This window comes from Streptomyces sp. NPDC055239 (genome assembly GCF_053606205.1).
The window spans coordinates 293,090-312,625 of the sequence record NZ_JBSGRD010000010.1; the positions used below are offsets into that span (position 1 = coordinate 293,090).

Below are 19,536 nucleotides of genomic sequence, written 5' to 3' on the forward strand. Positions count from 1 at the left end.
CGAGACGCCCGACAAGGCAGGGGACCCGGGGTCAGAATCCTCGGGTCCGCTTGGCCGCACGGCGGTTCGCCGCGGTGGTCGCGCCCGGCACCTTGAGGATCAGGCGCGAGACCTCGCTGCCCAGGTTCACGCCGATCGCGATGGCCAGTGCCGTCGCCGCCGCCTTGGTGAGCGAGTTGATGCCCGTGGTCATGTCGTTCTGGGCGAGGGCGAGCAGCCCGAAGTACGTCGCGCTACCGGGCAGCAGCGGGCCGATGGCCGCAGTGACGTACGGCAGTGAGGACGCGAAGCGGTAGCGCGAGAAGAGCTGACCGAACAGGCCCACGAGCCCGGCCGCGATGGCCGTCGACGCGACCGGCGAGAGCGCGAGCGACGTCTGCGCGAGTGCGCCGAACATGATCCAGGCGATGCCGCCGTTGAGGGTCACGATCAGCACGGTGTGACGTTCCTGCTGGAGGAGTATCGCGAAGGCGAGACTCAGGGCCATCGACGCCAGGATCTGGATCACCGGGCGCGAGTCGACCTCTACGAACGTCGTCTCCGGCTGCAGGCTCGTCGCGTCCAGCATCACGCCGAGCGAGAGCACGAGCAGTACGCCGCAGACGATGCCCACGACGAGGTAGCAGACCTCGAGGAGGCGGGCGGCCGCCGTGATGTAGTAGCCGGTCAGGCCGTCCTGGACCCCGGCGACCAGGGCTCTTCCGGGGATCAGCGCGAAGAGGCCACCCGTGATGACCGCGGACGCGTTGACCTCCTGGGAGTGCACGAGGCTGAGCGTGACGCCCATCGCGGCGGGCGGCATCGCGGCCCCCACGAACTGGTAGAACTCCGGAAGCCCGCGGCCCGCGCAGAGCCAGGCGAGACGGTCGCCGAGCATCGCGCCGACCGCGGCGATCACAAAGACCAGAGCGCCACCGCCGACGAGCACGGACGCCGAGCCCGCGAGCAGCCCGCCGGCCGCCGTGAGCGCCCAGCCGGGGTAGGGGTGACGGTTACGGCGAATTGCCGCCAGACGGCGGTATGCCTCCTCCAGGGAGATCTCGGTGTCCGTGTCGCTGATGTCGTCCACCAGCTGGAAGACGGCCGCCAGACGCGTGTAGTCGGTGCCCCGGCGGCGCACCGTCCTCGACGCCGTGACCGGGTCGTCGACCAGGGACGGCTGGTGCGAGATCGAGAGCAGCGTGAACGTCACGGTCGGCTCGCAGCGGTCGAGGCCGTAACTGCGGCAGACGGCGAACATCGCCGCCTCCACGTCCTCGGCGCCCTCGCCGCCCGCGAGCAGCAGCTCGCCGATACGCAGGGTGAGGTCGAGCACGCGCGGCACGGCGGGACCGGTCTCGTCCTCGTGCTTCTGCGAGGCCTCAGGAGTGGGCCGCTCGGCCACCGGCATGCGCAGCATCGTGCGCATCTGGTCCTGCCAGGGCGTCTCCTTGGTGAGCTTCACCAGAGGTATGCCCTGCGGGGGAGTGAAGGCGGGCGGCGCGTTGCGGGAGCTGTAGGTGTGCGGCGTGGTGAACGCCGACTTCTCGGTCTCCTGGGTGGTCGAGGAGAGGTTCGGCGACGTGAGGTTCGGCAGACCGGTCGGGATCGCGAACTCGGAGGTCGTCTGCGACTCGTCCTCGGGTGCCGTCGGCTGCGCCAGCACGCCGGTGGGCTGAGTGAACGCACTCCGTGCCTCGTCCGACTGTGGCTTTCGGTCCTCGGCCTCCTGATCAGCCACTTTCACTGCCTCGCTCCCACATACGTACCTTGTGCAACCTCCAGTACGAACAGTATGCGCACAGATACGCGAACGGGCCGCGTGGTCTCCGTGAAGATCACGCGGCCCGTCAGAGGAATTCAGAGGCAGGGGTCGATCACTCAGTGACCCTGTGCCTCGGCCACTCAGTGACCCTGCGCCTCGGCGCGCTTGTACGACTTCTCGATCTCGGCCTCGGCGTCCGCGCGGCCGACCCAGTCGGCGCCCTCGACGGACTTGCCGGGCTCCAGGTCCTTGTAGACCTCGAAGAAGTGCTGGATCTCCAGGCGGTCGAACTCGGAGACGTGGTGGATGTCGCGCAGGTGCTCCACGCGCGGGTCGGACGCCGGGACGCAGAGCAGCTTGTCGTCGCCGCCCGCCTCGTCGGTCATCCGGAACATGCCGATCGCGCGGCACTTGATGAGGCAGCCCGGGAAGGTCGGCTCGTCCAGGATGACGAGGGCGTCCAGCGGGTCACCGTCCTCGCCGAGGGTGTTCTCGACGAATCCGTAGTCAGCGGGGTAGCTGGTCGACGTGAAGAGGCGACGGTCCAAGCGGATCCGGCCGGTCTCGTGGTCCACCTCGTACTTGTTCCGCGAACCCTTCGGAATCTCGATGGTGACGTCGAACTCCACGGGTGGCTCCTCCATGATCAGCACATACTTCGGGTGGTTAAGTGTCCCTCACGCAGATGTGTGATCGCGAAAGGGGCTGGTTGTCGTGCCCGAGCTCAAGCCTTGGCAGAAGACCTGGCAGCAGGTTCGGGGTCTTGCGGGGCAGCTTCCCAAGCCTCCGGCTCCCAAGATCCCTGCCGCTCTCAGGACTCCATCGAAGCTCAAGACCTGGCAGCTCACGGCGGGTGCCGCCACCGTCGGACTCGCGATCGCGGCCGGTGCGGTGGCCACGGCCGGACCCTGGGACTCCTCCGGTCAGCGTACGGCCGAGCGGGACCGGGCGGCTTCCCAGGAGGCCGGGGGTGGCGCAGATCACGGCGGTCGTACGTCCGGACGGGCGCCCGGGGCCGCCCCGAGCGCCCCCTCCGTGCTCAAGGGGCTCGGCGCACCCGCGGGTTCCGCGCACGGTGGCTCGGCGCCCGCCCCGGACGGCAAGGCGCTCGCGGGCGTCCTCGATCCGCTCCTGAAGGACAAGGCGCTCGGGCCCGAGCGCTCGGCGGTCGTCATCGACGCGGGCACCGGGCGGCAGGTCTACGGCAAGGGCGGCGGTGACGCTCTGATGCCCGCGTCCACCACCAAGATCGCCACGGCGGTCGCGGCGCTGACGTCGGCCGGGGCCGACCACCGCATCACCACGAAGACGGTCATCGAGCCGGACTCGAAGGACGTCGTACTGGTGGGAGGCGGCGACCCCACGCTCACCGCCCGCAAGGACGGCCCCTACTCGGGGAGCGCCGCGAGCCTGCGCGACCTGGCTCAGGACACCGCGCGCGCCTTGAAGGACCGAGGCGCCGACAAGGTGAACCTGTCGTACGACACCTCCCTCTACTCGGGGGAGCAGCAGCACCCCATCGGCCCGAACGAGAACCTGACCCTGGTCAGCGCCCTGATGGCCGACGAGGGGCGCCTCGACGACTCGTCCAGTGGCCCGGCCCCGCGCGCGGGCGACCCGGCGGCCGACGCGGCGAAGAAGTTCGCGGGCTTCCTGGAGGACGAGGGCATCGAGACGCACGCAAAGGACAAGAAGGACGAGAAAGGCAATAAGGGCAAGGGGGGCAAGGAGAAGGACCCCGGCCCGTCCAAGGCGACCGACCGCGCCGAGTCCCTCGCCAAGGTCGAGTCCCCGCCGCTGTCCGCCCTCGTCGAGCGGATGCTGACGCACAGCGACAACGACATCGCCGAGGCGCTTGCCCGCCAGACGGCGCTCGCCGCCAAGGAGCCGGTGAGCTTCGACGGCGCGGGCAAGGCGATCGACGCACAGCTGAAGAAAGCCCAACTCCCTCTCTCCGGAACGAAGTTCGCCGACGGAAGCGGCTTGGACCGGGCCGACCGCAGCTCCGCCGACCTGCTCGCCGCGCTCCTCGCCCGCGCCGCCGACCCCGCCCACCCCGAACTGCGCTCGGTGGTGACGGGCCTGCCCGTCGCCGGTTTCACGGGCACGCTGGTCGACCGCTACCCCAAGGGCTCCCCGGGCACCGGCGTCGTACGCGCCAAGACCGGCACCCTGACGGGCGTGAACACCCTCGCGGGCACGGTCGTCGACACGGACGGCCGCCTCTTGGTCTTCGCTTTCATGACGACAGGCACCACGGACCCCATGGCGGCCCAGGCGGCACTCGACCACATGGCGTCGGCGGTGGCGAAGTGCGGGTGCCGGTGAGCCCCGGCGAGTGCTGGTGAGTCGCACTGGCCCGGTGTCTCTCCGCTGAGTCCATGAGGGGCCCTGCGGGGGGGGGCAACCCCCGGACCCCCGGCCGGTAGGGCGTGTGTCGCTTGCGGCGCTGTGGCGGTGAACCGGCGGTGGTGGTCTCAGGGGGCGGAGGCTCCCGGTGGCCCCTACGGGGCCGGAGTAGGGCAATCTCGGGGGTCAACCCCCTCCGCAGGGGGAGCCGACCACGTACCGTTGACGCATGACGAGCATCGGTGGTGCGGAGATGGTCGACTGGAATCTCGCGGTGGCGACCGCGACCCGGCTCGTCCGGCCGGGTCCAGAAGTGAGCCGGGACGAGGCGCGGGCCATCGTCGCCGAGCTCCGGAAGCATGCGAAGTCCTCGGAGGAGCACGTCCGGGCCTTCACTCGGATGGGCACGGAGGACACCCACGACACCCCGGTGCTCGTCGTCGACCGTGCCGGGTGGATCCGGGCGAACGTCGCCGGGTTCCGGGAGATCCTCAAGCCCCTCCTGGACAAGATGCAGGACCGGCGCAGCGGCCCCGGCGGCGCCATGCTCGGTGCGGTCGGCGGCAAGGTGACGGGCGTAGAGCTGGGGATGCTGCTCTCCTTCCTGGCCTCACGCGTCCTCGGGCAGTACGAGACCTTCGCCCCGGCCACCCGTGACCTCCCCGCAGGGCAGAGCGGTGGCGGCGGCAGGCTCCTCCTCGTGGCGCCGAACATCGTGCACGTCGAGCGCGAACTCGACGTGGACCCCCATGACTTCAGGCTCTGGGTCTGCCTGCACGAGGAGACGCACCGCACGCAGTTCTCGGCCGTGCCCTGGCTGCGGGACCACCTCGAAGGTGAGATCCAGTCATTCCTCTCGGAGACCGAAGTCGACCCGATGACGGTCATCGAGCGCATCAGGGAGACGGCCCAGTCGCTCGCCGGCGGCCGCCCCGAGGGCGAGGACGACGACGGGGGCCGCTCCATCGTGGAGCTCGTGCAGACCCCCGCCCAGCGCGAGATCCTCGCCCGCCTCACCGCCGTGATGTCGCTCCTCGAAGGGCACGCGGACTTCGTGATGGACGGAGTCGGCCCCGACGTCGTGCCCTCCGTCGGCGAGATCCGGGAGAAGTTCCAACAGCGCAGGGCGCGCGGCGCGAGCCGCCTCGACCAGGCCCTGCGCAAGCTGCTCGGCCTCGACGCGAAATTGCGCCAATACCGCGACGGCGAGCGTTTCGTACGTGCGGTCGTGGGCGAGGTCGGAATGGACGGCTTCAACCGGGTGTGGACCTCGCCGAACACGCTGCCCACCAAGTCGGAGATCGCCAAACCGGCGGATTGGGTCGCGCGGGTGCACCGTAAGGGAGAGTGAGCGCAGCAAGGGAGCGAGTTGCGGCCGACGGCAGGAGAACGCCTCCGCAATCACCCGTCCGAGGGACCGTGAGCCATGGGTAGGCGTGCAATGCTCGGGGAACGGCTCGGCTCTGTCACCATCGACACACTCTGAGTGACTAACCTCGTGGGATCTGCCTGAGGCCTGATCTCTCGAAATGTGGTCCTGAGTGACAGGTCCGAGGCTCACCCCCGAACTTCATGAAGGGAACCGGACATGGGTCCCCATCCTGCGGTCGCGGCGATACGCCTGGCGGTCCGCCGCGTACTCCACGACGTACTGACCGACGTACAGCGCACCGAAGCCCATCGCGCCGATCTGCGGCGCCCCGAAGCACAGCGCACCCCCGAGCACGTTCCCGCACGCCCCGCTCACTCCCACCCTCCATGCGCGCAGGCCCCGGCGCCACTCGTGCTCGTCGCGTGCTCCGGCGGCGCCGACTCCATGGCGCTCGCCTCCGCCCTCGCCTTCGAGGCCCCCAAGCTCGGCATCCGCGCCGGCGGCGTCACCGTCGACCACGGACTGCAGGACGGGTCCGATCTGCGCGCCGCCGAGGTCGTCTCGCGGCTCACCGCCCTCGGCCTCGAACCGATCGAGTCCGTCGCCGTCGACGTCGGCCGGGACGGCGGCCCCGAAGCCGCGGCCCGCGACGCGAGGTACGGCGCGCTCGACGCCGTCGCCGAACGCCACGGCGCCGCGGCGATCCTCCTTGGCCACACCCGCGACGACCAGGCGGAGACCGTCCTGCTCGGTCTCGCCCGCGGGTCCGGCATCCGTTCGCTGTCCGGGATGGCGGCGGTGTCCGGCGGACCCGGTGCCGACCGCCGCTACCGCCGCCCCTTCCTGCACATCGACCGGCAGACCGCCCGCAAGGCCTGCATGGTCCAGTCGCTGCCCGTCTGGGACGACCCGCACAACACCGACCCCGCCTACACCCGCTCGCGGCTGCGGCACGAAGGTCTGCCCGCCCTGGAGAAGGCGCTGGGCAAAGGCGTCGTGGAGGCACTCGCCCGTACGGCCCAGTTGTCCCGGGACGACGCCGACGCCCTGGACCACTGGGCCGCACAGGCGGAAGCCTCCGTGCGCGATGCCGCGGGCCTCCTGGAGTGCGCCAAGCTCTACGCCCTGCCGCCCGCCGTGCGCCGCCGCATCGTGCGCCGCGCCGCCATCGACGCGGGTGCCCCGGCCGGTGCGCTGTTCGCCCGGCACCTCGAAGAGGTCGACCGGCTGATCACGGGCTGGCGCGGCCAGGGAGCCATCAATCTCCCGGGCAAAGTCGTCGCCCAGCGTCAGGGTGGCAGACTGGTCATCCGGCAAGGCTGTTGACCGAGGGGCTCCTGATCCTCGCGCAGCCGGTGGGACGGACGACCGAAAGTGATGCGGGTGGACGCGAAAGACATGGGCACCGACCTTCAGTCGGTGCTCATCACCAAGGAAGAGATCGACGCCAAGCTGGCTGAGCTGGCCGCGAAGATCGACGCGGAGTACGCGGGCAAGGACCTGCTGATCGTCGGAGTGCTCAAGGGCGCAGTGATGGTCATGGCGGACCTGGCGCGTGCGCTGTCCACCCCGCTCACCATGGACTGGATGGCCGTGTCGTCGTACGGCGCGGGCACCCAGTCCTCCGGTGTCGTGCGGATCCTCAAGGATCTGGACACCGACATCAAGGGCAGGCACGTCCTGATCGTCGAGGACATCATCGACTCCGGTCTGACGCTGTCCTGGCTGCTCTCCAACCTCGGCTCGCGCGAGCCCGCGTCGCTGAAGGTGTGCACGCTCCTTCGCAAGCCGGAGGCGGCCAAGGTCGCGATCGACGTGGAGTGGGTCGGCTTCGACATCCCGAACGAGTTCGTCATCGGGTACGGCCTGGACTACGCGGAGAAGTACCGCAATCTGCCGTTCGTCGGCACGCTCGCTCCGCACGTCTACGGCGGCTGACACCGGGTTACCCGAAGGCTCCCCGGCCAACTCCACGGATGCGGCCGGGAACCCTCACCCGTTTCCCGGCGTTGGAGCATGCGAAGACGGGTTTGTCAGCCCTCCCGTGCGGCTTCGGGTGACAATGCTGGGGTACCGTCCGAAGAACAGTCTTTATCAAACTCACTATGGCAGGAGGGACGGGGCGTCATCGCTCCGTATGGATGGACGTGAAGCGATACTTCCGTGGGCCAGTCATGTGGATCGTGCTGGCCGTCCTTGCCGTGGTCGTGTTGATGCAGGTCGTCGGTTCGTCCGGCGGCTACAAAACGGTGGACACCGGCCAGGTTGTGCAGGCGATCAACGACGACAAGGTCGAATCAGCCAAGCTCACCACCGGTGACGAGTCGACCATCAAGGTCGAGCTCAAGGACGGCCAGAAGGTCAAGGACAGCAGCAAGATCCAGGCGAGCTACATCGGCAACCAAGGTGTTGCCATCGCCAAGACCTTGCAGGACAAGTACCAGGACAAGAAGATCCCGGACGGTTACACCGTCTCGCCGTCGAAGCAGAACCCGTTCGTCGGCATCCTGCTTTCCCTGCTCCCCTTCGTACTCATCGTCGTCGTATTCCTGTTCCTGATGAATCAGATGCAGGGCGGCGGCTCCCGGGTCATGCAGTTCGGGAAGTCCAAGGCCAAGCTGATCACCAAGGACACTCCGAAGACGACGTTCTCGGATGTGGCCGGATCGGACGAGGCCGTCGAGGAACTCCACGAGATCAAGGAGTTCCTCCAGGAGCCGGCGAAGTTCCAGGCCGTCGGAGCCAAGATTCCCAAGGGTGTGCTCCTGTACGGCCCGCCCGGTACGGGTAAGACGCTCCTCGCGCGCGCTGTCGCGGGTGAGGCCGGCGTCCCCTTCTACTCGATCTCCGGTTCCGACTTCGTCGAGATGTTCGTCGGTGTCGGCGCCTCGCGTGTGCGTGACCTCTTCGAGCAGGCCAAGGCGAACGCCCCGGCGATCGTCTTCGTCGACGAGATCGACGCCGTCGGCCGGCACCGCGGTGCCGGTATGGGCGGCGGTCACGACGAGCGCGAGCAGACGCTGAACCAGCTGCTCGTCGAGATGGACGGCTTCGACGTGAAGGGCGGCGTCATTCTGATCGCCGCCACGAACCGCCCCGACATCCTCGACCCGGCGCTCCTTCGCCCCGGCCGTTTCGACCGCCAGATCGCGGTCGACCGTCCGGACATGCTGGGCCGTCTGGAGATCCTCAAGGTTCACCAGAAGGGCAAGCCGGTCGCGGCGGACGTCGACCTCGGTGCGGTGGCGCGGCGTACGCCGGGCTTCACGGGTGCCGACCTGTCGAACGTGCTGAACGAAGCGGCGCTCCTGACGGCGCGCGGCGACAAGAAGCTGATCGACAACCTCTCGCTCGACGAGGCGATCGACCGTGTCGTGGCCGGTCCGCAGAAGCGGACACGGATCATGTCCGACAAGGAGAAGAAGATCACCGCGTACCACGAGGGCGGACACGCCCTGGTAGCGGCGGCGTCTCCGAACTCGGACCCGGTCCACAAGATCACGATCCTGTCGCGCGGCCGGGCCCTGGGTTACACCATGGTTCTGCCGGAGGAGGACAAGTACTCCACCACGCGCAACGAAATGCTCGACCAGCTGGCGTACATGCTGGGCGGGCGCGCGGCGGAGGAGCTCGTCTTCCACGACCCGACGACGGGCGCGGCGAACGACATCGAGAAGGCCACCGCGACCGCACGGGCCATGGTCACGCAGTACGGCATGACCGAGCGGCTCGGCGCGATCAAGTTCGGTGGCGACAACTCGGAGCCGTTCCTCGGCCGCGAGATGGGTCATCCGCGTGACTACTCCGAAGAGGTAGCCGCGCTGGTCGACGAAGAGGTCAAGAAGCTCATCGAGACCGCGCACAACGAGGCCTGGGAGATCCTCGTCGAGAACCGCGACGTTCTCGACAACCTGGTCCTCCAGCTCCTCGAGAAGGAAACCCTCAACAAGGAGCAGATCGCCGAGGTCTTCTCCGGCCTTGTGAAGCGCCCGGCCCGCCCGGCGTGGACCGGTTCCTCGCGGCGTACGCCCTCGACCCGCCCGCCGGTGCTCTCCCCCCGGGAGCTGTCACTGACGAACGGTGCGAACGGCGCCACCCCCGCGGTGACAGCGGGCCCGACGGACACACCCGTCGATGTGACCAAGGAGGATCGCTCCGAGAGCTGATCCCCGGCGTCTCAGCAGGCCCGGAATGGAAGCTGCGCCCCCCTGGTTCTAGCCTGGGGGGTGCAGCTTTTTCGCACCTCTGACGCATTGACGCGTGGAACGCTAGGAACGAGGCACACATGACCGACCCCGTGACGCTGGACGGCGAGGGCACGATCGGCGAGTTCGACGAGAAGCGAGCCGAGAATGCCGTGCGCGAGCTGCTCATCGCGGTCGGCGAGGACCCGGACCGCGAGGGTCTGCGGGAGACCCCGGGGCGTGTGGCGCGGGCGTACAAGGAGATATTCGGCGGCCTGTGGCTGACGGCCGAGGATGTCCTGACGACGACGTTCGACCTCGGCCACGACGAGATGGTCCTGGTGAAGGACATCGAGGTGCAGAGCTCCTGCGAACACCACCTGGTCCCGTTCCACGGCGTCGCGCACGTCGGCTACATCCCGTCGTCCGACGGGAAGATCACGGGTCTGTCCAAGCTCGCCCGTCTCGTGGACGTGTACGCGCGCCGTCCGCAGGTCCAGGAGCGGCTGACCACGCAGGTCGCGGACTCCCTGATGGAGATCCTCGAGCCGCGCGGCGTCATCGTGGTCGTCGAGTGCGAGCACATGTGCATGACCATGCGCGGGGTGCGGAAGCCGGGCGCCAAGACGATCACGTCGGCGGTGCGGGGTCAGCTCCGTGACCCTGCGACGCGGGCTGAGGCGATGAGCCTCATCATGGCGCGCTAGGCGCGGGCTCTGCGGGACTTGCGAGTTCGTCGGCGGGCGCGTCGTGGCTGGTCGCGCAGTTCCCCGCGCCCCTGCGGGGCGCTCCCTGCCGGGTTGCTTCAGGTGGCTGCGGCCGTCCCGCCGTTCTCGTCGTCGTCCTCGGGGAGGCTGCAGACCCGCTCCATGAAGAAGGCCGCAGCTATCACCGCGATGCCCGCAAGGAGCGAGAGCCCTGCGTAGATCGCCTGGTCGCGGCGGGCCGGGACGTCCAGGTACTCCAGGAGGAAGGCGCCCGTGCCGCCGTACATCCCGGCGACCAGGGCGGCCACCAGGGCGCTCGCCTGGGCGAAGACGACGGCGCGTGCGGCCATCATCGGTTCGACGCCCTTCGCCCCGGGACGCCGCTCGCGCTGCGCGCGCAGCCGGGAGCGCAGCGAGAGCGCCGTGGCGAGAAGGACCGCGGCGATCACCGCGAGCACGATGGGCGCGGCCAGCGGGACCCGCGGCAGCGTGCCGACGGAGTCCCACAGCCTGGCGCCCGCCCAGGACAGCACTCCGGCCACCACGAAGAGGCCGGCCAGTGTCCTGATGCGCAGGTGCTCCACGGATGACCCCTCGTCGCCTTCGTCGTCGTACGGACCCGCTTCTCGTCGTGCGGGTCCGATAGACCCTAACGACTATTCGGGCAGCCTGAGTTCCAGGTCGACACGGGGTGCGACGCCGTCGCGGGTGACCTTCGCGAGCAGGTCGGCGACCGCGCCGCGTCCCGCGAGCTGTGCCTCGGGCTCCACGTCGTGCCAGGGGGCGAGGACGAAGGCGCGCTCGTGCGCACGCGGGTGGGGGAGCGTGAGGACCGGGTCGTCCGAGACGATGTCGGCGTACGACACGATGTCGACGTCGATCGTGCGGGCGGCCCAGCGCTCGTCCCGTACGCGGTGGAAGGCTTCCTCGATCGCGTGGGCCCGCTCCAGGAGCGAGGAGGGCGGCAGGGTGGTCTTCACCACGACGACCGCGTTGAAGTACGACGGCTGGCTGCCGGGATCGACGCCCCAGGGCTCCGTCTCGTACACCGGAGAGACCGCCTTGACGCGCAGGCCCGGGGTGTCCTCCAGGGCGTCGATCGCGCCCTGCAGCGTCTCCAGGCGGTTGCCGAGATTGCTGCCGAGGGAGATCACGGCTCGTTTGGGGTTGGAGAGGGTGGTGTCGGCGGCGTCGACCTGTTCCACCACGGCGGTGGGCACCGGCTGGACGGTCGGATCGCTCTGCCCTTGCGTGGAAAACGCGGTCATACTCGGCTCCGGGTGATGGTGACGGTCACATCGTCGAAGGGGACGGTGATCGGGGCGTCCGGTTTGTGGACGCACACCTCGACCTCCAGGACTCCGTCGTGCTTGAGACACGTCTGGGCGATGCGCTCGGCGAGCGTCTCGATGAGGTCGACGGGATCACCCTCGACGGCGGCCACGACCTCCTCGGCCACGACGCCGTAGTGCACGGTCTTCGCCAGGTCGTCGTCGGCGGCGGCCGCACGGGTGTCCAGGCCAAGAACCAGGTCCACGATGAAGGTCTGGCCCTCTTCGCGTTCCCGCGGAAAGACACCGTGGTGCCCACGGGCCTTGAGGCCGCGCAGCGCGACACGATCCACGCGAATCACTCCTGCAATCGTCGGTATCGGCAGGCCTGCACCGAGTGCGGTCGGCACACCAGCCTCGATCGAATCTACCTGCGCGCACTGACAGTCCTTGCCCGCGGGGGCTCTTGGAACCGCACCTACCCACTCAGGAGGGTGACTCCTCGCCCTCTTCGTCGTCGGTTTCTGCGAGTACGGGTGAGGCGTGGTGTGACCAGAGCTTCCATCCGTCGACTGTGCGGCGGAACACATTGGTGGCGACGACGAGCTGCCCGACGAGCGGGCCTAGTTCACCGCCGCCCTCCGGCGGCGGGCCGCCGCTGAGGATGTTCTCGGTGCAGGTCACCAGGGCGGTGTCACCGGCGACACCGACGTGCACATCGGTGAGGAAGAACTGGATGTACTCGGTGTTCGCCATGATCAGCGCGTACGACCTGAGGACCTCGCCGCGGCCCGTGAGGACGGGCCAGCCGGGGTGGACGCAGGAGATCGCGGCTTCGTCGCCGTCTTCCGCGATGTCCTCGTCGTCCCGCCCTTCGAGGTCGTCCGGGTCGGGGTCGTCGGCGGAGCCCGCCGGTTCCGGCGCCGTGTCCGCGTCCAGCCAGAGGTCGGAGAGCTCGTCGAAGTCGCCGCGCTCCAGTGCTTCGTAGAAGGCCGTGTTGGCCGCTTCGACCTGTTCCGCGTCGGTCTTGGCCCCGGTCACTGAGGACCGCCCGCCGCGCCGGCCACGGCGTGTGCGACGCGGACGGCGTCGGCGGTGGCCCGCACCTCGTGCACGCGGACCGCCCAGGCGCCCTGGTGGGCGGCGATGGCGGAGACGGCCGCGGTGGCCGCGTCGCGCTCGCGGGCGGGCGGCGGAGCGCCCTCGGGGCCCGCCAGGACGCGGCCGAGGAAGCGCTTGCGGGACGCGGCGACCAGGATCGGGTGGCCGAGCTCACGGAGGCGGTCCAGGCTGCCGAGGAGCGCCAGGTCGTGCTCGACGTCCTTGGAGAAGCCGAGGCCCGGGTCGACGACGATGCGCTCGGGGGCGATGCCGCCCTCGATGGCGGCCTGCACGCGCGCGTGCAGCTCGTCGACGACTTCGGAGACCACGTCTTCGTAGACGGGCTTGGCGTGGATGTCGGTGAGGAAGCCGCGCCAGTGCATCACCACGAAGGGCGCCCCGGCGGCGGCGACCGCGGGGACCATGCGCGCGTCGGCGAGGCCGCCGCTGACGTCGTTCACCAGGACGGCGCCCGCGGCGAGCGCCTGCTCGGCGACGGTGGCGCGCATCGTGTCCACGGACACCGTCACGCCCTCGGACGCGAGGCCCCGCACGACGGGGACCACGCGCCGCAGCTCCTCGTCCTCGTCGACGCGCGGGGCGCCGGGACGGGTCGACTCACCACCGACGTCGACCAGGTCGGCGCCTTGGGCGACCAGGTCGATGCCGTGCTTGACGGCCGCCGTGGTGTCGAACCAGCGGCCCCCGTCGGAGAAGGAGTCGGGGGTCACGTTCACGACCCCCATGACCGCACAGCGGCCCCACTCCGGCAGCCCTTCGACCGTTCCCCGCCCGCGCAACGTACTCATGCCTCCAGCCTAGGCCCGTGCGGGAGGGCTCTATGCCGCCCGGACCTCGTGCTCCGCCGTCCCGTGCGGGCAGGGGCGGAGCTGTGCGCTGCCCCGGCGCAGGAAGCGGGGCAGCGCGAGGGTGACGAAGCCCTCGGCCTGCATGGCCGCGAAACCGATGCGGGGGAGGTCCTTGGAGGAGCGGTAGACGACGAAGCGGGGCTCCCAGCGGGGGCGGAACTTCGCGTTGAACTTGTACAGGGACTCGATCTGGAACCAGCGCGACAGGAAGACGAGCAGGCCGCGCCAGGCGCGGAGCACCGGGCCCGCGCCGATCTTCTCGCCGCGCGCGAGTGCCGCGCGGAACATCGCGAAGTTGAGCGAGACCCGGGCGACGCCGAGCTTGGGGGCGGCCTGGAGGGCGGCCACGATGAGCAGCTCGTTCATGCCGGGGTCGGCCGAGCGGTCGCGGCGCATGAGGTCCAGGGAGACGCCGTCCTTGCCCCAGGGGACGAAGTGCAGGACGGCCTTGAGGTCTCCGTAGGGGCCCGGTTCGTCGTCCTGCTTGTGCGCGGTCGCGATCAGACAGTCGCCGTCGTCCGGGTCACCGATGCGGCCGAGCGCCATGGAGAAGCCGCGTTCGGTGTCGGTGCCGCGCCAGTCGTCGGCCGCGCGCTGGATACGCTCCAGCTCGCGTCCCCCCAGGTCATGCACGCGCCGTACGCGCGTCTCGTAGCCATTGCGCTCGATCCGCTTCACCATCTGGCGTACGTTGCGCATCGCACGCCCGGACAGGGAGAAATCCGCGACATCCACCACCGCCTCGTCGCCCAGTTCGAGGGCGTCAAGGCCGGTCTCGCGGGTCCAGACCTCGCCGCCCGTCTCGGAGCAGCCCATGACGGCGGGCGTCCAGGAGTGGGCCTTCGCCTCGTCCATGAAGCGCTCGATCGCGCCGGGCCAGGCCTCCACGTCGCCGATCGGATCACCGCTCGCGAGCATCACGCCGGATACGACGCGATAGGTGACCGCCGCCTTGCCGCTGGGGGAGAAGACGGCGCCCTTGTCGCGGCGGAGCGCGAAGTGGCCGAGCGAGTCGCGTGCGCCGTGCTTGTCGAGCAGGGCGCGCAGCTTCGTCTCGTCGTCCTCGGTGAGGCGCGCGGCCGGGTGTTCGGGGCGGAAGGCCAGATAGATGGTGGTGATCGCGGTGAGCAGTCCCAGGGCGCCCAGCGAGTAGGCGACCGTCCAGGACGTCCGTCCGTAGTAGCCGACCGGGCCCTCCAGGCCGAACAGGCCGTACAGGACGTGTGTGAGGCGGTCCGTGATGCTCGGGTCCCCGATGACCCTGCCCGGGTGGACGCTGACGATCACCAGGCCGAGCAGGATGGAACCGGCCCCGAGGAGCACGAAGTTGGCAACCGCCCGCCAGCGGCTGCGCGGGTCGGGCAGCGCGGCGAACTCACGCGGGTGGCGCAGAAGGAGCGCGAGGAGCGCGAGCGAGATCAGTACGCCGACGACCGAGTGCCGGTAGGCGAACTGGGCCACGGCGCCTGCCGGAAGCAGCACCACGGCGGCCCGCCAGGCCCGCCGTTTGCGGCGGCGCAGGCCGTGCGCGAGCAGCAGCAGGAGCACGCCGGTGCTGAGCGCGAGCGCGGCGGCGAAGGGGCCGAGCGCGCCGGGCAGGACCTCGGCGATAGCGTGCATCCGGCTGTTGCGGAAGCGCGGGAAGACTCCGGCCGCGACATTCAGCAGGCCCACGAGCGTGCAGGCGCGGGCGACGATGGTCGGTACGGCCTCGGGGCGCGGGCCGTGGAGCAGTCGTCCGAGTCTGCCGTCACGGAGCCCGCCGGTACGGCGCCGACCTTCGGGGCGGCTGCCCTCAGTCTCCGGAACCCCGCCCGACATTTCCGCATCTATCCTGACAGACATCGCATCCCGTGGTTCTGCGAGAGAGCTTGAATCCGGCACCAAAACGGCATCCGGCGACATTGCGACCTCTAGGACGTTCCTTCCGGGAATCGGGTTCACTCCCGACCGGAAAACCGTAGAAAAAGAACGACGGAACAGGAAGAAAGCGTAGGCAGAACACCCCATGGGTCTGACGAGCAAAGCGGTCCTCGCGTTGGCGGTGCTCCTCGCCGTCGTGCTGTTCATCGGCACGGTATGGCTCTGGCCGCGCCTGGCCAGGCGGTCCTGGCGGGCCGTCACCGGCCGTATCGGGCTCCTCATCGCCACACAGCTGGCGATCTTCGCCTCGGTCGGCCTCGCCACCAACCAGGCCTTCGGCTTCTACGCCACGTGGGCGGATCTCTTCGGTCAGGAGACGAGCCCCGGTGTCGTCGTCGACCACGATCCCGCCAAAGGGGGTACGCCTGTCGACGTACTCAGCACCCGGCCCGTGAACGTGCCCGGCGGCGACAGGCCGTCGACTGCCGGCCAGATCCAGAAGGTCGTCGTCAGCGGGAAGGAGTCGGACATAGCGAGCCCGGCGTACGTCTACCTTCCGCCCGAGTACTTCCAGCCGCGGTACAAGGACCGCAGGTTCCCGGTGTCCGTGGTCCTGACCGGCTATCCCGGCACCGCCGAGGCGCTGGTCAAGGGCCTGCACTACCCGCAGACCGCCCATCTCCTCGCCAAGCGCGGCCGGATGCAGCCGATGATTCTGGTGATGATGCGGCCCACCGTGGCACCGCCCCGGGACACCGAGTGCGTGGACATCCCCGGTGGCCCGCAGACGGAGACGTTCTTCGCCAAGGACCTGCCCGGCGCCATCTCGGCGCACTACAGGGCGGGTCGGACGGCGGGGAGCTGGGGCGCCGTCGGCGACTCCACGGGCGGATACTGCGCTCTGAAGCTCGCCGTGCACCACCCCGGCGTGTACGCGGCGGGGGCGGGCCTCTCCGCGTACTACAAGGCGCCGATCGACGTCACGACCGGTGATCTCTTCCGGGGCGACAAGGAGTTGCAGCGGCGTGCCGACCTCATGTGGTACCTCGACCACATGCCGCCGCCCAAGACGTCTCTCCTTGTCACCACCAGCAAACAAGGAGAGGACAACTACAGGGACACCAAGGCGTTCATCGACAAGGTGATGCCCCCGACCCGGGTCTCGTCGATCACGCTCGACAGCGGCGGGCACAACTTCAACACGTGGCGCCGTGAGATCCCCGCGACGCTGGAGTGGATCAGCGGGCGGTTGAACGGCAAGTAGGCCCCTGAACGCCAAGTAGGCCGCCGAACGCCATGTAGAGGGTCGGCAGCCCGTTGTCGGGCCTCAGCTCTTGCCGATGGCCGTGATGGTCTCCAACTCGACATCGCCGCGCGCGATGTCACGCGCGTCCGCCGCCGTCGACCTGCGCAGCGCCTCGTGCAGCCGGGCCGGGGTGAGGATGCCGAGGAAGCGGCCCTCGCTGTCCTTGTCGATGACCGCGATCCAGCCCGCGTCGTGCTGGAGCATCGTCGCGAACGCCTGCTTCAGGGTCGCGCCCACCGGAAGCCACGCCTCCATGCGGCGCGCGTGGTCCCTGACCGTCCCCGGGCCGCCGTGCGCGTGCTCGGCGGAGATCCAGCCGTGCAGGTTGTTCTCGCCGTCGAGGACAACGGCCCAGCGGGCGTCGAGCTTCGCGGGCAGCGGGTCGTCCAGGTGCAGGACGGGCGGCTGCTCCAGGTCGCCCTCCTCGATGGGCGTCACGGAGAGGCGCTTGAGGCCGCGGTCCGCGCCGACGAAGTCCGCCACGTAGCCGTTTGCCGGTGCGCCCAGGATCGTCGAGGGGGTGTCGAACTGCTCTATGCGGCCGTTTCCGTAGACGGCCATGCGGTCGCCGAGGCGGACCGCCTCCTCGATGTCGTGCGTGACGAAGAGAACGGTCTTGCGGACGGCCTGCTGAAGGCGGAGGAACTCGTTCTGCAGGTGCTCGCGCACCACGGGGTCGACGGCGCCGAACGGCTCGTCCATCAGGAGCACGGGCGGATCGGCCGCGAGCGCCCGTGCCACGCCGACGCGCTGACGCTGGCCCCCGGAGAGCTGCTCGGGGTAGCGGTCGCCGAAGGTCGCGGGGTCGAGGCCGACCAGGTCGAGGAGTTCGGCGGCACGCTCGCGGGCCTTGGCACGCTTCACGCCGAGGAGATGCGGGACGGTCGCCGTGTTCTCCAGGACCGTTTTGTGCGGGAAGAGCCCGACTTGCTGGATGACATAGCCGATACGGCGCCGGAGTTGCACCGGGTCGATGGTCGATATGTCATCGTCCTCGACGAATATCCGGCCCTCGCTCGGCTCGATGAGACGGTTCACCATCTTCATCGTCGTCGTCTTGCCACAGCCCGACGGGCCGACGAGCGTGACCAGTTCGCCCTCGTTGACCTCGAAGGACAGGTCGTCGACGGCCGTGGTGCCGTCCTCGTACCGCTTGGTGACGTGCTCGAACCGGATCATGATTCCCCATTGTTGCGGGCGATATGTAAAGCCCATGTTGCGCCAGTACGACGAGTCTCGGCGATTGTCAGTGCTGCGCGTTATGGTCGCCAGACGGCCTCAGGAATCGGTACTCGGGGGGAGTGGGGCGCGATGAGCGAGCAGAACTGTCTGGTGACGAACGACTGGATCTGCGGGGAGTACGTGCGCTCCCGCAGCCAGGAATTGATCGACGCCACCGTGCAGCACGTGGGCATCACCGCGGCAGCGGTCGCCATCGGCGTCGCCGTCTCGCTGCCGCTCGCGCTGTTGGCGCGGCGCTGGCGCTTCCTCGCGGGCCCGATCCTCGGCCTGACGACCGTGCTGTACACGGTGCCCTCACTCGCGATGTTCTCGCTCCTGCTGCCCTTCTTCGGCCTCTCGGCCTCGCTGGTCGTCACGGGCCTCGTGCTGTACTCCCTGACGATCCTGGTGCGGAACATCCTGGCGGGGCTCCAGGCCGTGCCGGAGGAGGCGCGGGAAGCGGCCAAGGGGATGGGGTACGGCCCGCTGAGGCTGCTGTGGGAGGTCGAGCTGCCGCTCGCGCTCCCCGCGCTGCTCGCCGGCGTCCGCATCACCACGGTCGCGACGGTGGCCCTGACGACCGTGGGGGCGATCGTCGACTACGGAGGCCTCGGTTCGCTCATCCTCGACGGCCTCGACACGACCTTCAAGGCGCAGGTGCTCACCGCCTCCGTGCTCTGTGTGCTCCTCGCCGTCGTCGCCGACCTGCTCCTCCTCGCCCTCCAGCGCCTGCTGACGCCCTGGACGCGCGTCCACCGCATACGTACGAACCGTTCCGCCCGCGCGAAGCGCCCGGCCAAGGTGGCTGAACCTGCATGAACGCGATATCCGGCGCGTACGACTGGCTGACCACGGACGCCAACTGGCAGGGCGAGAAGGGGGTGTGGCACCGGCTTGCCGAACACCTCTATTTCAGCGGGGTGTGCCTCGCCGTCGCGTGTGTGATCGCGCTGCCGATCGCCCTGTACCTCGGCCACATCGGCAAGGGCGGCGCCCTCGCGGTGAACATCTCGAACATCGGCCGTGCGGTGCCGACGCTCGCGGTGCTCGTGCTGCTCACGCTCACCCCGCTCGGCGAACACGGGGACATACCCACGCTGATCGCGCTCGTCCTGTTCGCGGTGCCGCCGCTCCTGACCAACGCGTACATCGGGATGAGCGAGGTCGACCGGTCGGTGGTGGAGGCCGCGCGGGGGATGGGCATGAGCGGCCGCCAGCTGTTCGCGCGGGTCGAGCTGCCTCTCGCGTACCCACTGATCATGACCGGAGTCCGGTCCGCCGGCGTGCAGGTCGTCGCCACGGCGACGCTGGCCGCCATGGCGGGCGAGGGGGGCCTCGGCCGGATCATCACGGCCGGGTTCAACCTGCAGAACACGCCCCAGGTGGTGGCGGGAGCGCTGTTGGTGGCGCTGCTCGCGCTCCTCGTGGAGGTGGTGCTCGTCGTGGTGGGGAAGGTCTTCAATCCCATGCGCGGGCGCTCGGGGGTCGCGCAGTGATCTCCGGGCGGCAGTTTCCAGTGTTTTCCAGGGCGTTTGTTTCCCATGGCTTT

18 protein-coding genes are annotated in these 19,536 nt (G+C 69.5%); 9 read left to right on the forward strand and 9 right to left on the reverse strand.

Translation table 11 applies throughout. The features are described 5' to 3' along the window. Positions 1 to 31: 31 nt before the first annotated feature. Together ACWFRJ_RS29615 and ACWFRJ_RS29620 are read right to left on the reverse strand one after the other, a co-directional pair. Positions 32 to 1,720, reverse strand: coding sequence for a threonine/serine exporter family protein (locus tag ACWFRJ_RS29615; protein WP_453537435.1), 1,689 nt, complete (start codon positions 1,718 to 1,720; stop codon positions 32 to 34). Between the two features lie 164 nt (positions 1,721 to 1,884). Next, entirely contained in the window at positions 1,885 to 2,373 is a 489-nt protein-coding gene (locus ACWFRJ_RS29620; protein WP_135330561.1) for an inorganic diphosphatase, read from the reverse strand. A gap of 85 nt (positions 2,374 to 2,458) precedes the next feature. Here ACWFRJ_RS29620 and dacB point away from each other — a divergent pair, with 85 nt between their 5' ends. The 6 genes from dacB to folE all read left to right on the forward strand — a co-directional run bounded on the left by dacB (position 2,459) and on the right by folE (position 10,356). Next, positions 2,459 to 4,072 carry a D-alanyl-D-alanine carboxypeptidase/D-alanyl-D-alanine endopeptidase gene (dacB, locus tag ACWFRJ_RS29625; protein WP_453537438.1) on the forward strand — a complete coding sequence of 538 codons (1,614 nt, stop codon included), beginning with the start codon at positions 2,459 to 2,461 and terminating at the stop codon, positions 4,070 to 4,072. A gap of 250 nt (positions 4,073 to 4,322) precedes the next feature. Beyond that, positions 4,323 to 5,444: a zinc-dependent metalloprotease gene (locus tag ACWFRJ_RS29630; RefSeq protein WP_453537441.1), complete on the forward strand. Its 1,122-nt coding sequence runs from the start codon at positions 4,323 to 4,325 to the stop codon at positions 5,442 to 5,444. A gap of 237 nt (positions 5,445 to 5,681) precedes the next feature. Beyond that, complete coding sequence (tilS, locus tag ACWFRJ_RS29635; protein ID WP_453537443.1) at positions 5,682 to 6,791, forward strand: tRNA lysidine(34) synthetase TilS; 1,110 nt, start codon at positions 5,682 to 5,684, stop codon at positions 6,789 to 6,791. A 51-nt stretch (positions 6,792 to 6,842) separates the two neighbouring features. Beyond that, positions 6,843 to 7,403, forward strand: a complete 561-nt coding sequence (hpt, locus tag ACWFRJ_RS29640) for a hypoxanthine phosphoribosyltransferase (protein ID WP_389901979.1) — start codon at positions 6,843 to 6,845, stop codon at positions 7,401 to 7,403. A gap of 203 nt (positions 7,404 to 7,606) precedes the next feature. Then, positions 7,607 to 9,631, forward strand: a complete 2,025-nt coding sequence (gene ftsH / locus ACWFRJ_RS29645) for an ATP-dependent zinc metalloprotease FtsH (protein WP_453537447.1) — start codon at positions 7,607 to 7,609, stop codon at positions 9,629 to 9,631. A 119-nt stretch (positions 9,632 to 9,750) separates the two neighbouring features. Then, complete coding sequence (gene folE / locus ACWFRJ_RS29650) at positions 9,751 to 10,356, forward strand: GTP cyclohydrolase I FolE (RefSeq protein ID WP_453537450.1); 606 nt, start codon at positions 9,751 to 9,753, stop codon at positions 10,354 to 10,356. A gap of 98 nt (positions 10,357 to 10,454) precedes the next feature. On the opposite strand, the gene ACWFRJ_RS29655 is transcribed toward folE, so the two are convergent. From ACWFRJ_RS29655 to ACWFRJ_RS29680, 6 genes are all read right to left on the reverse strand, one after another. Beyond that, positions 10,455 to 10,940: a DUF3180 domain-containing protein gene (locus tag ACWFRJ_RS29655; RefSeq protein WP_453537453.1), complete on the reverse strand. Its 486-nt coding sequence runs from the start codon at positions 10,938 to 10,940 to the stop codon at positions 10,455 to 10,457. A 72-nt stretch (positions 10,941 to 11,012) separates the two neighbouring features. Next, the gene (gene folK, locus ACWFRJ_RS29660; RefSeq protein ID WP_453537456.1) at positions 11,013 to 11,624 is read right to left on the reverse strand and encodes a 2-amino-4-hydroxy-6-hydroxymethyldihydropteridine diphosphokinase; all 612 of its coding nucleotides are present in this window, start codon (positions 11,622 to 11,624) and stop codon (positions 11,013 to 11,015) included. Next, positions 11,621 to 11,980 carry a dihydroneopterin aldolase gene (gene folB / locus ACWFRJ_RS29665; protein WP_383267804.1) on the reverse strand — a complete coding sequence of 120 codons (360 nt, stop codon included), beginning with the start codon at positions 11,978 to 11,980 and terminating at the stop codon, positions 11,621 to 11,623. The genes folK and folB overlap by 4 nt, the downstream gene beginning before the upstream one ends. A gap of 133 nt (positions 11,981 to 12,113) precedes the next feature. Continuing rightward, entirely contained in the window at positions 12,114 to 12,668 is a 555-nt protein-coding gene (locus ACWFRJ_RS29670) for a nuclear transport factor 2 family protein (RefSeq protein WP_453537459.1), read from the reverse strand. Continuing rightward, positions 12,665 to 13,537, reverse strand: a complete 873-nt coding sequence (gene folP / locus ACWFRJ_RS29675; protein ID WP_453537462.1) for a dihydropteroate synthase — start codon at positions 13,535 to 13,537, stop codon at positions 12,665 to 12,667. The genes ACWFRJ_RS29670 and folP overlap by 4 nt, the downstream gene beginning before the upstream one ends. A gap of 30 nt (positions 13,538 to 13,567) precedes the next feature. Beyond that, the gene (locus tag ACWFRJ_RS29680; protein ID WP_453537465.1) at positions 13,568 to 15,418 is read right to left on the reverse strand and encodes a phosphatidylglycerol lysyltransferase domain-containing protein; all 1,851 of its coding nucleotides are present in this window, start codon (positions 15,416 to 15,418) and stop codon (positions 13,568 to 13,570) included. A gap of 187 nt (positions 15,419 to 15,605) precedes the next feature. On the opposite strand from ACWFRJ_RS29680, the gene ACWFRJ_RS29685 reads away from it, so the two are divergent. Beyond that, positions 15,606 to 16,724, forward strand: a complete 1,119-nt coding sequence (locus ACWFRJ_RS29685; protein WP_453537468.1) for an alpha/beta hydrolase — start codon at positions 15,606 to 15,608, stop codon at positions 16,722 to 16,724. 63 nt (positions 16,725 to 16,787) lie between these two features. Here the strand turns inward: ACWFRJ_RS29685 and ACWFRJ_RS29690 are convergent, their stop codons facing one another. Next, positions 16,788 to 17,945, reverse strand: a complete 1,158-nt coding sequence (locus ACWFRJ_RS29690) for an ABC transporter ATP-binding protein (RefSeq protein WP_453537471.1) — start codon at positions 17,943 to 17,945, stop codon at positions 16,788 to 16,790. A 132-nt stretch (positions 17,946 to 18,077) separates the two neighbouring features. Between ACWFRJ_RS29690 and ACWFRJ_RS29695 the strand changes: the two genes are divergently transcribed. Both ACWFRJ_RS29695 and ACWFRJ_RS29700 read left to right on the forward strand, forming a co-directional pair. Further along, a complete protein-coding gene (locus ACWFRJ_RS29695; protein WP_453537474.1) occupies positions 18,078 to 18,806 on the forward strand; it encodes an ABC transporter permease in 729 nt (242 codons plus the stop codon). After that, positions 18,803 to 19,483: an ABC transporter permease gene (locus tag ACWFRJ_RS29700; RefSeq protein WP_453537478.1), complete on the forward strand. Its 681-nt coding sequence runs from the start codon at positions 18,803 to 18,805 to the stop codon at positions 19,481 to 19,483. Before ACWFRJ_RS29695 ends, ACWFRJ_RS29700 begins: the two co-directional genes overlap by 4 nt. The last annotated feature ends 53 nt before the right edge of the window (positions 19,484 to 19,536 follow it).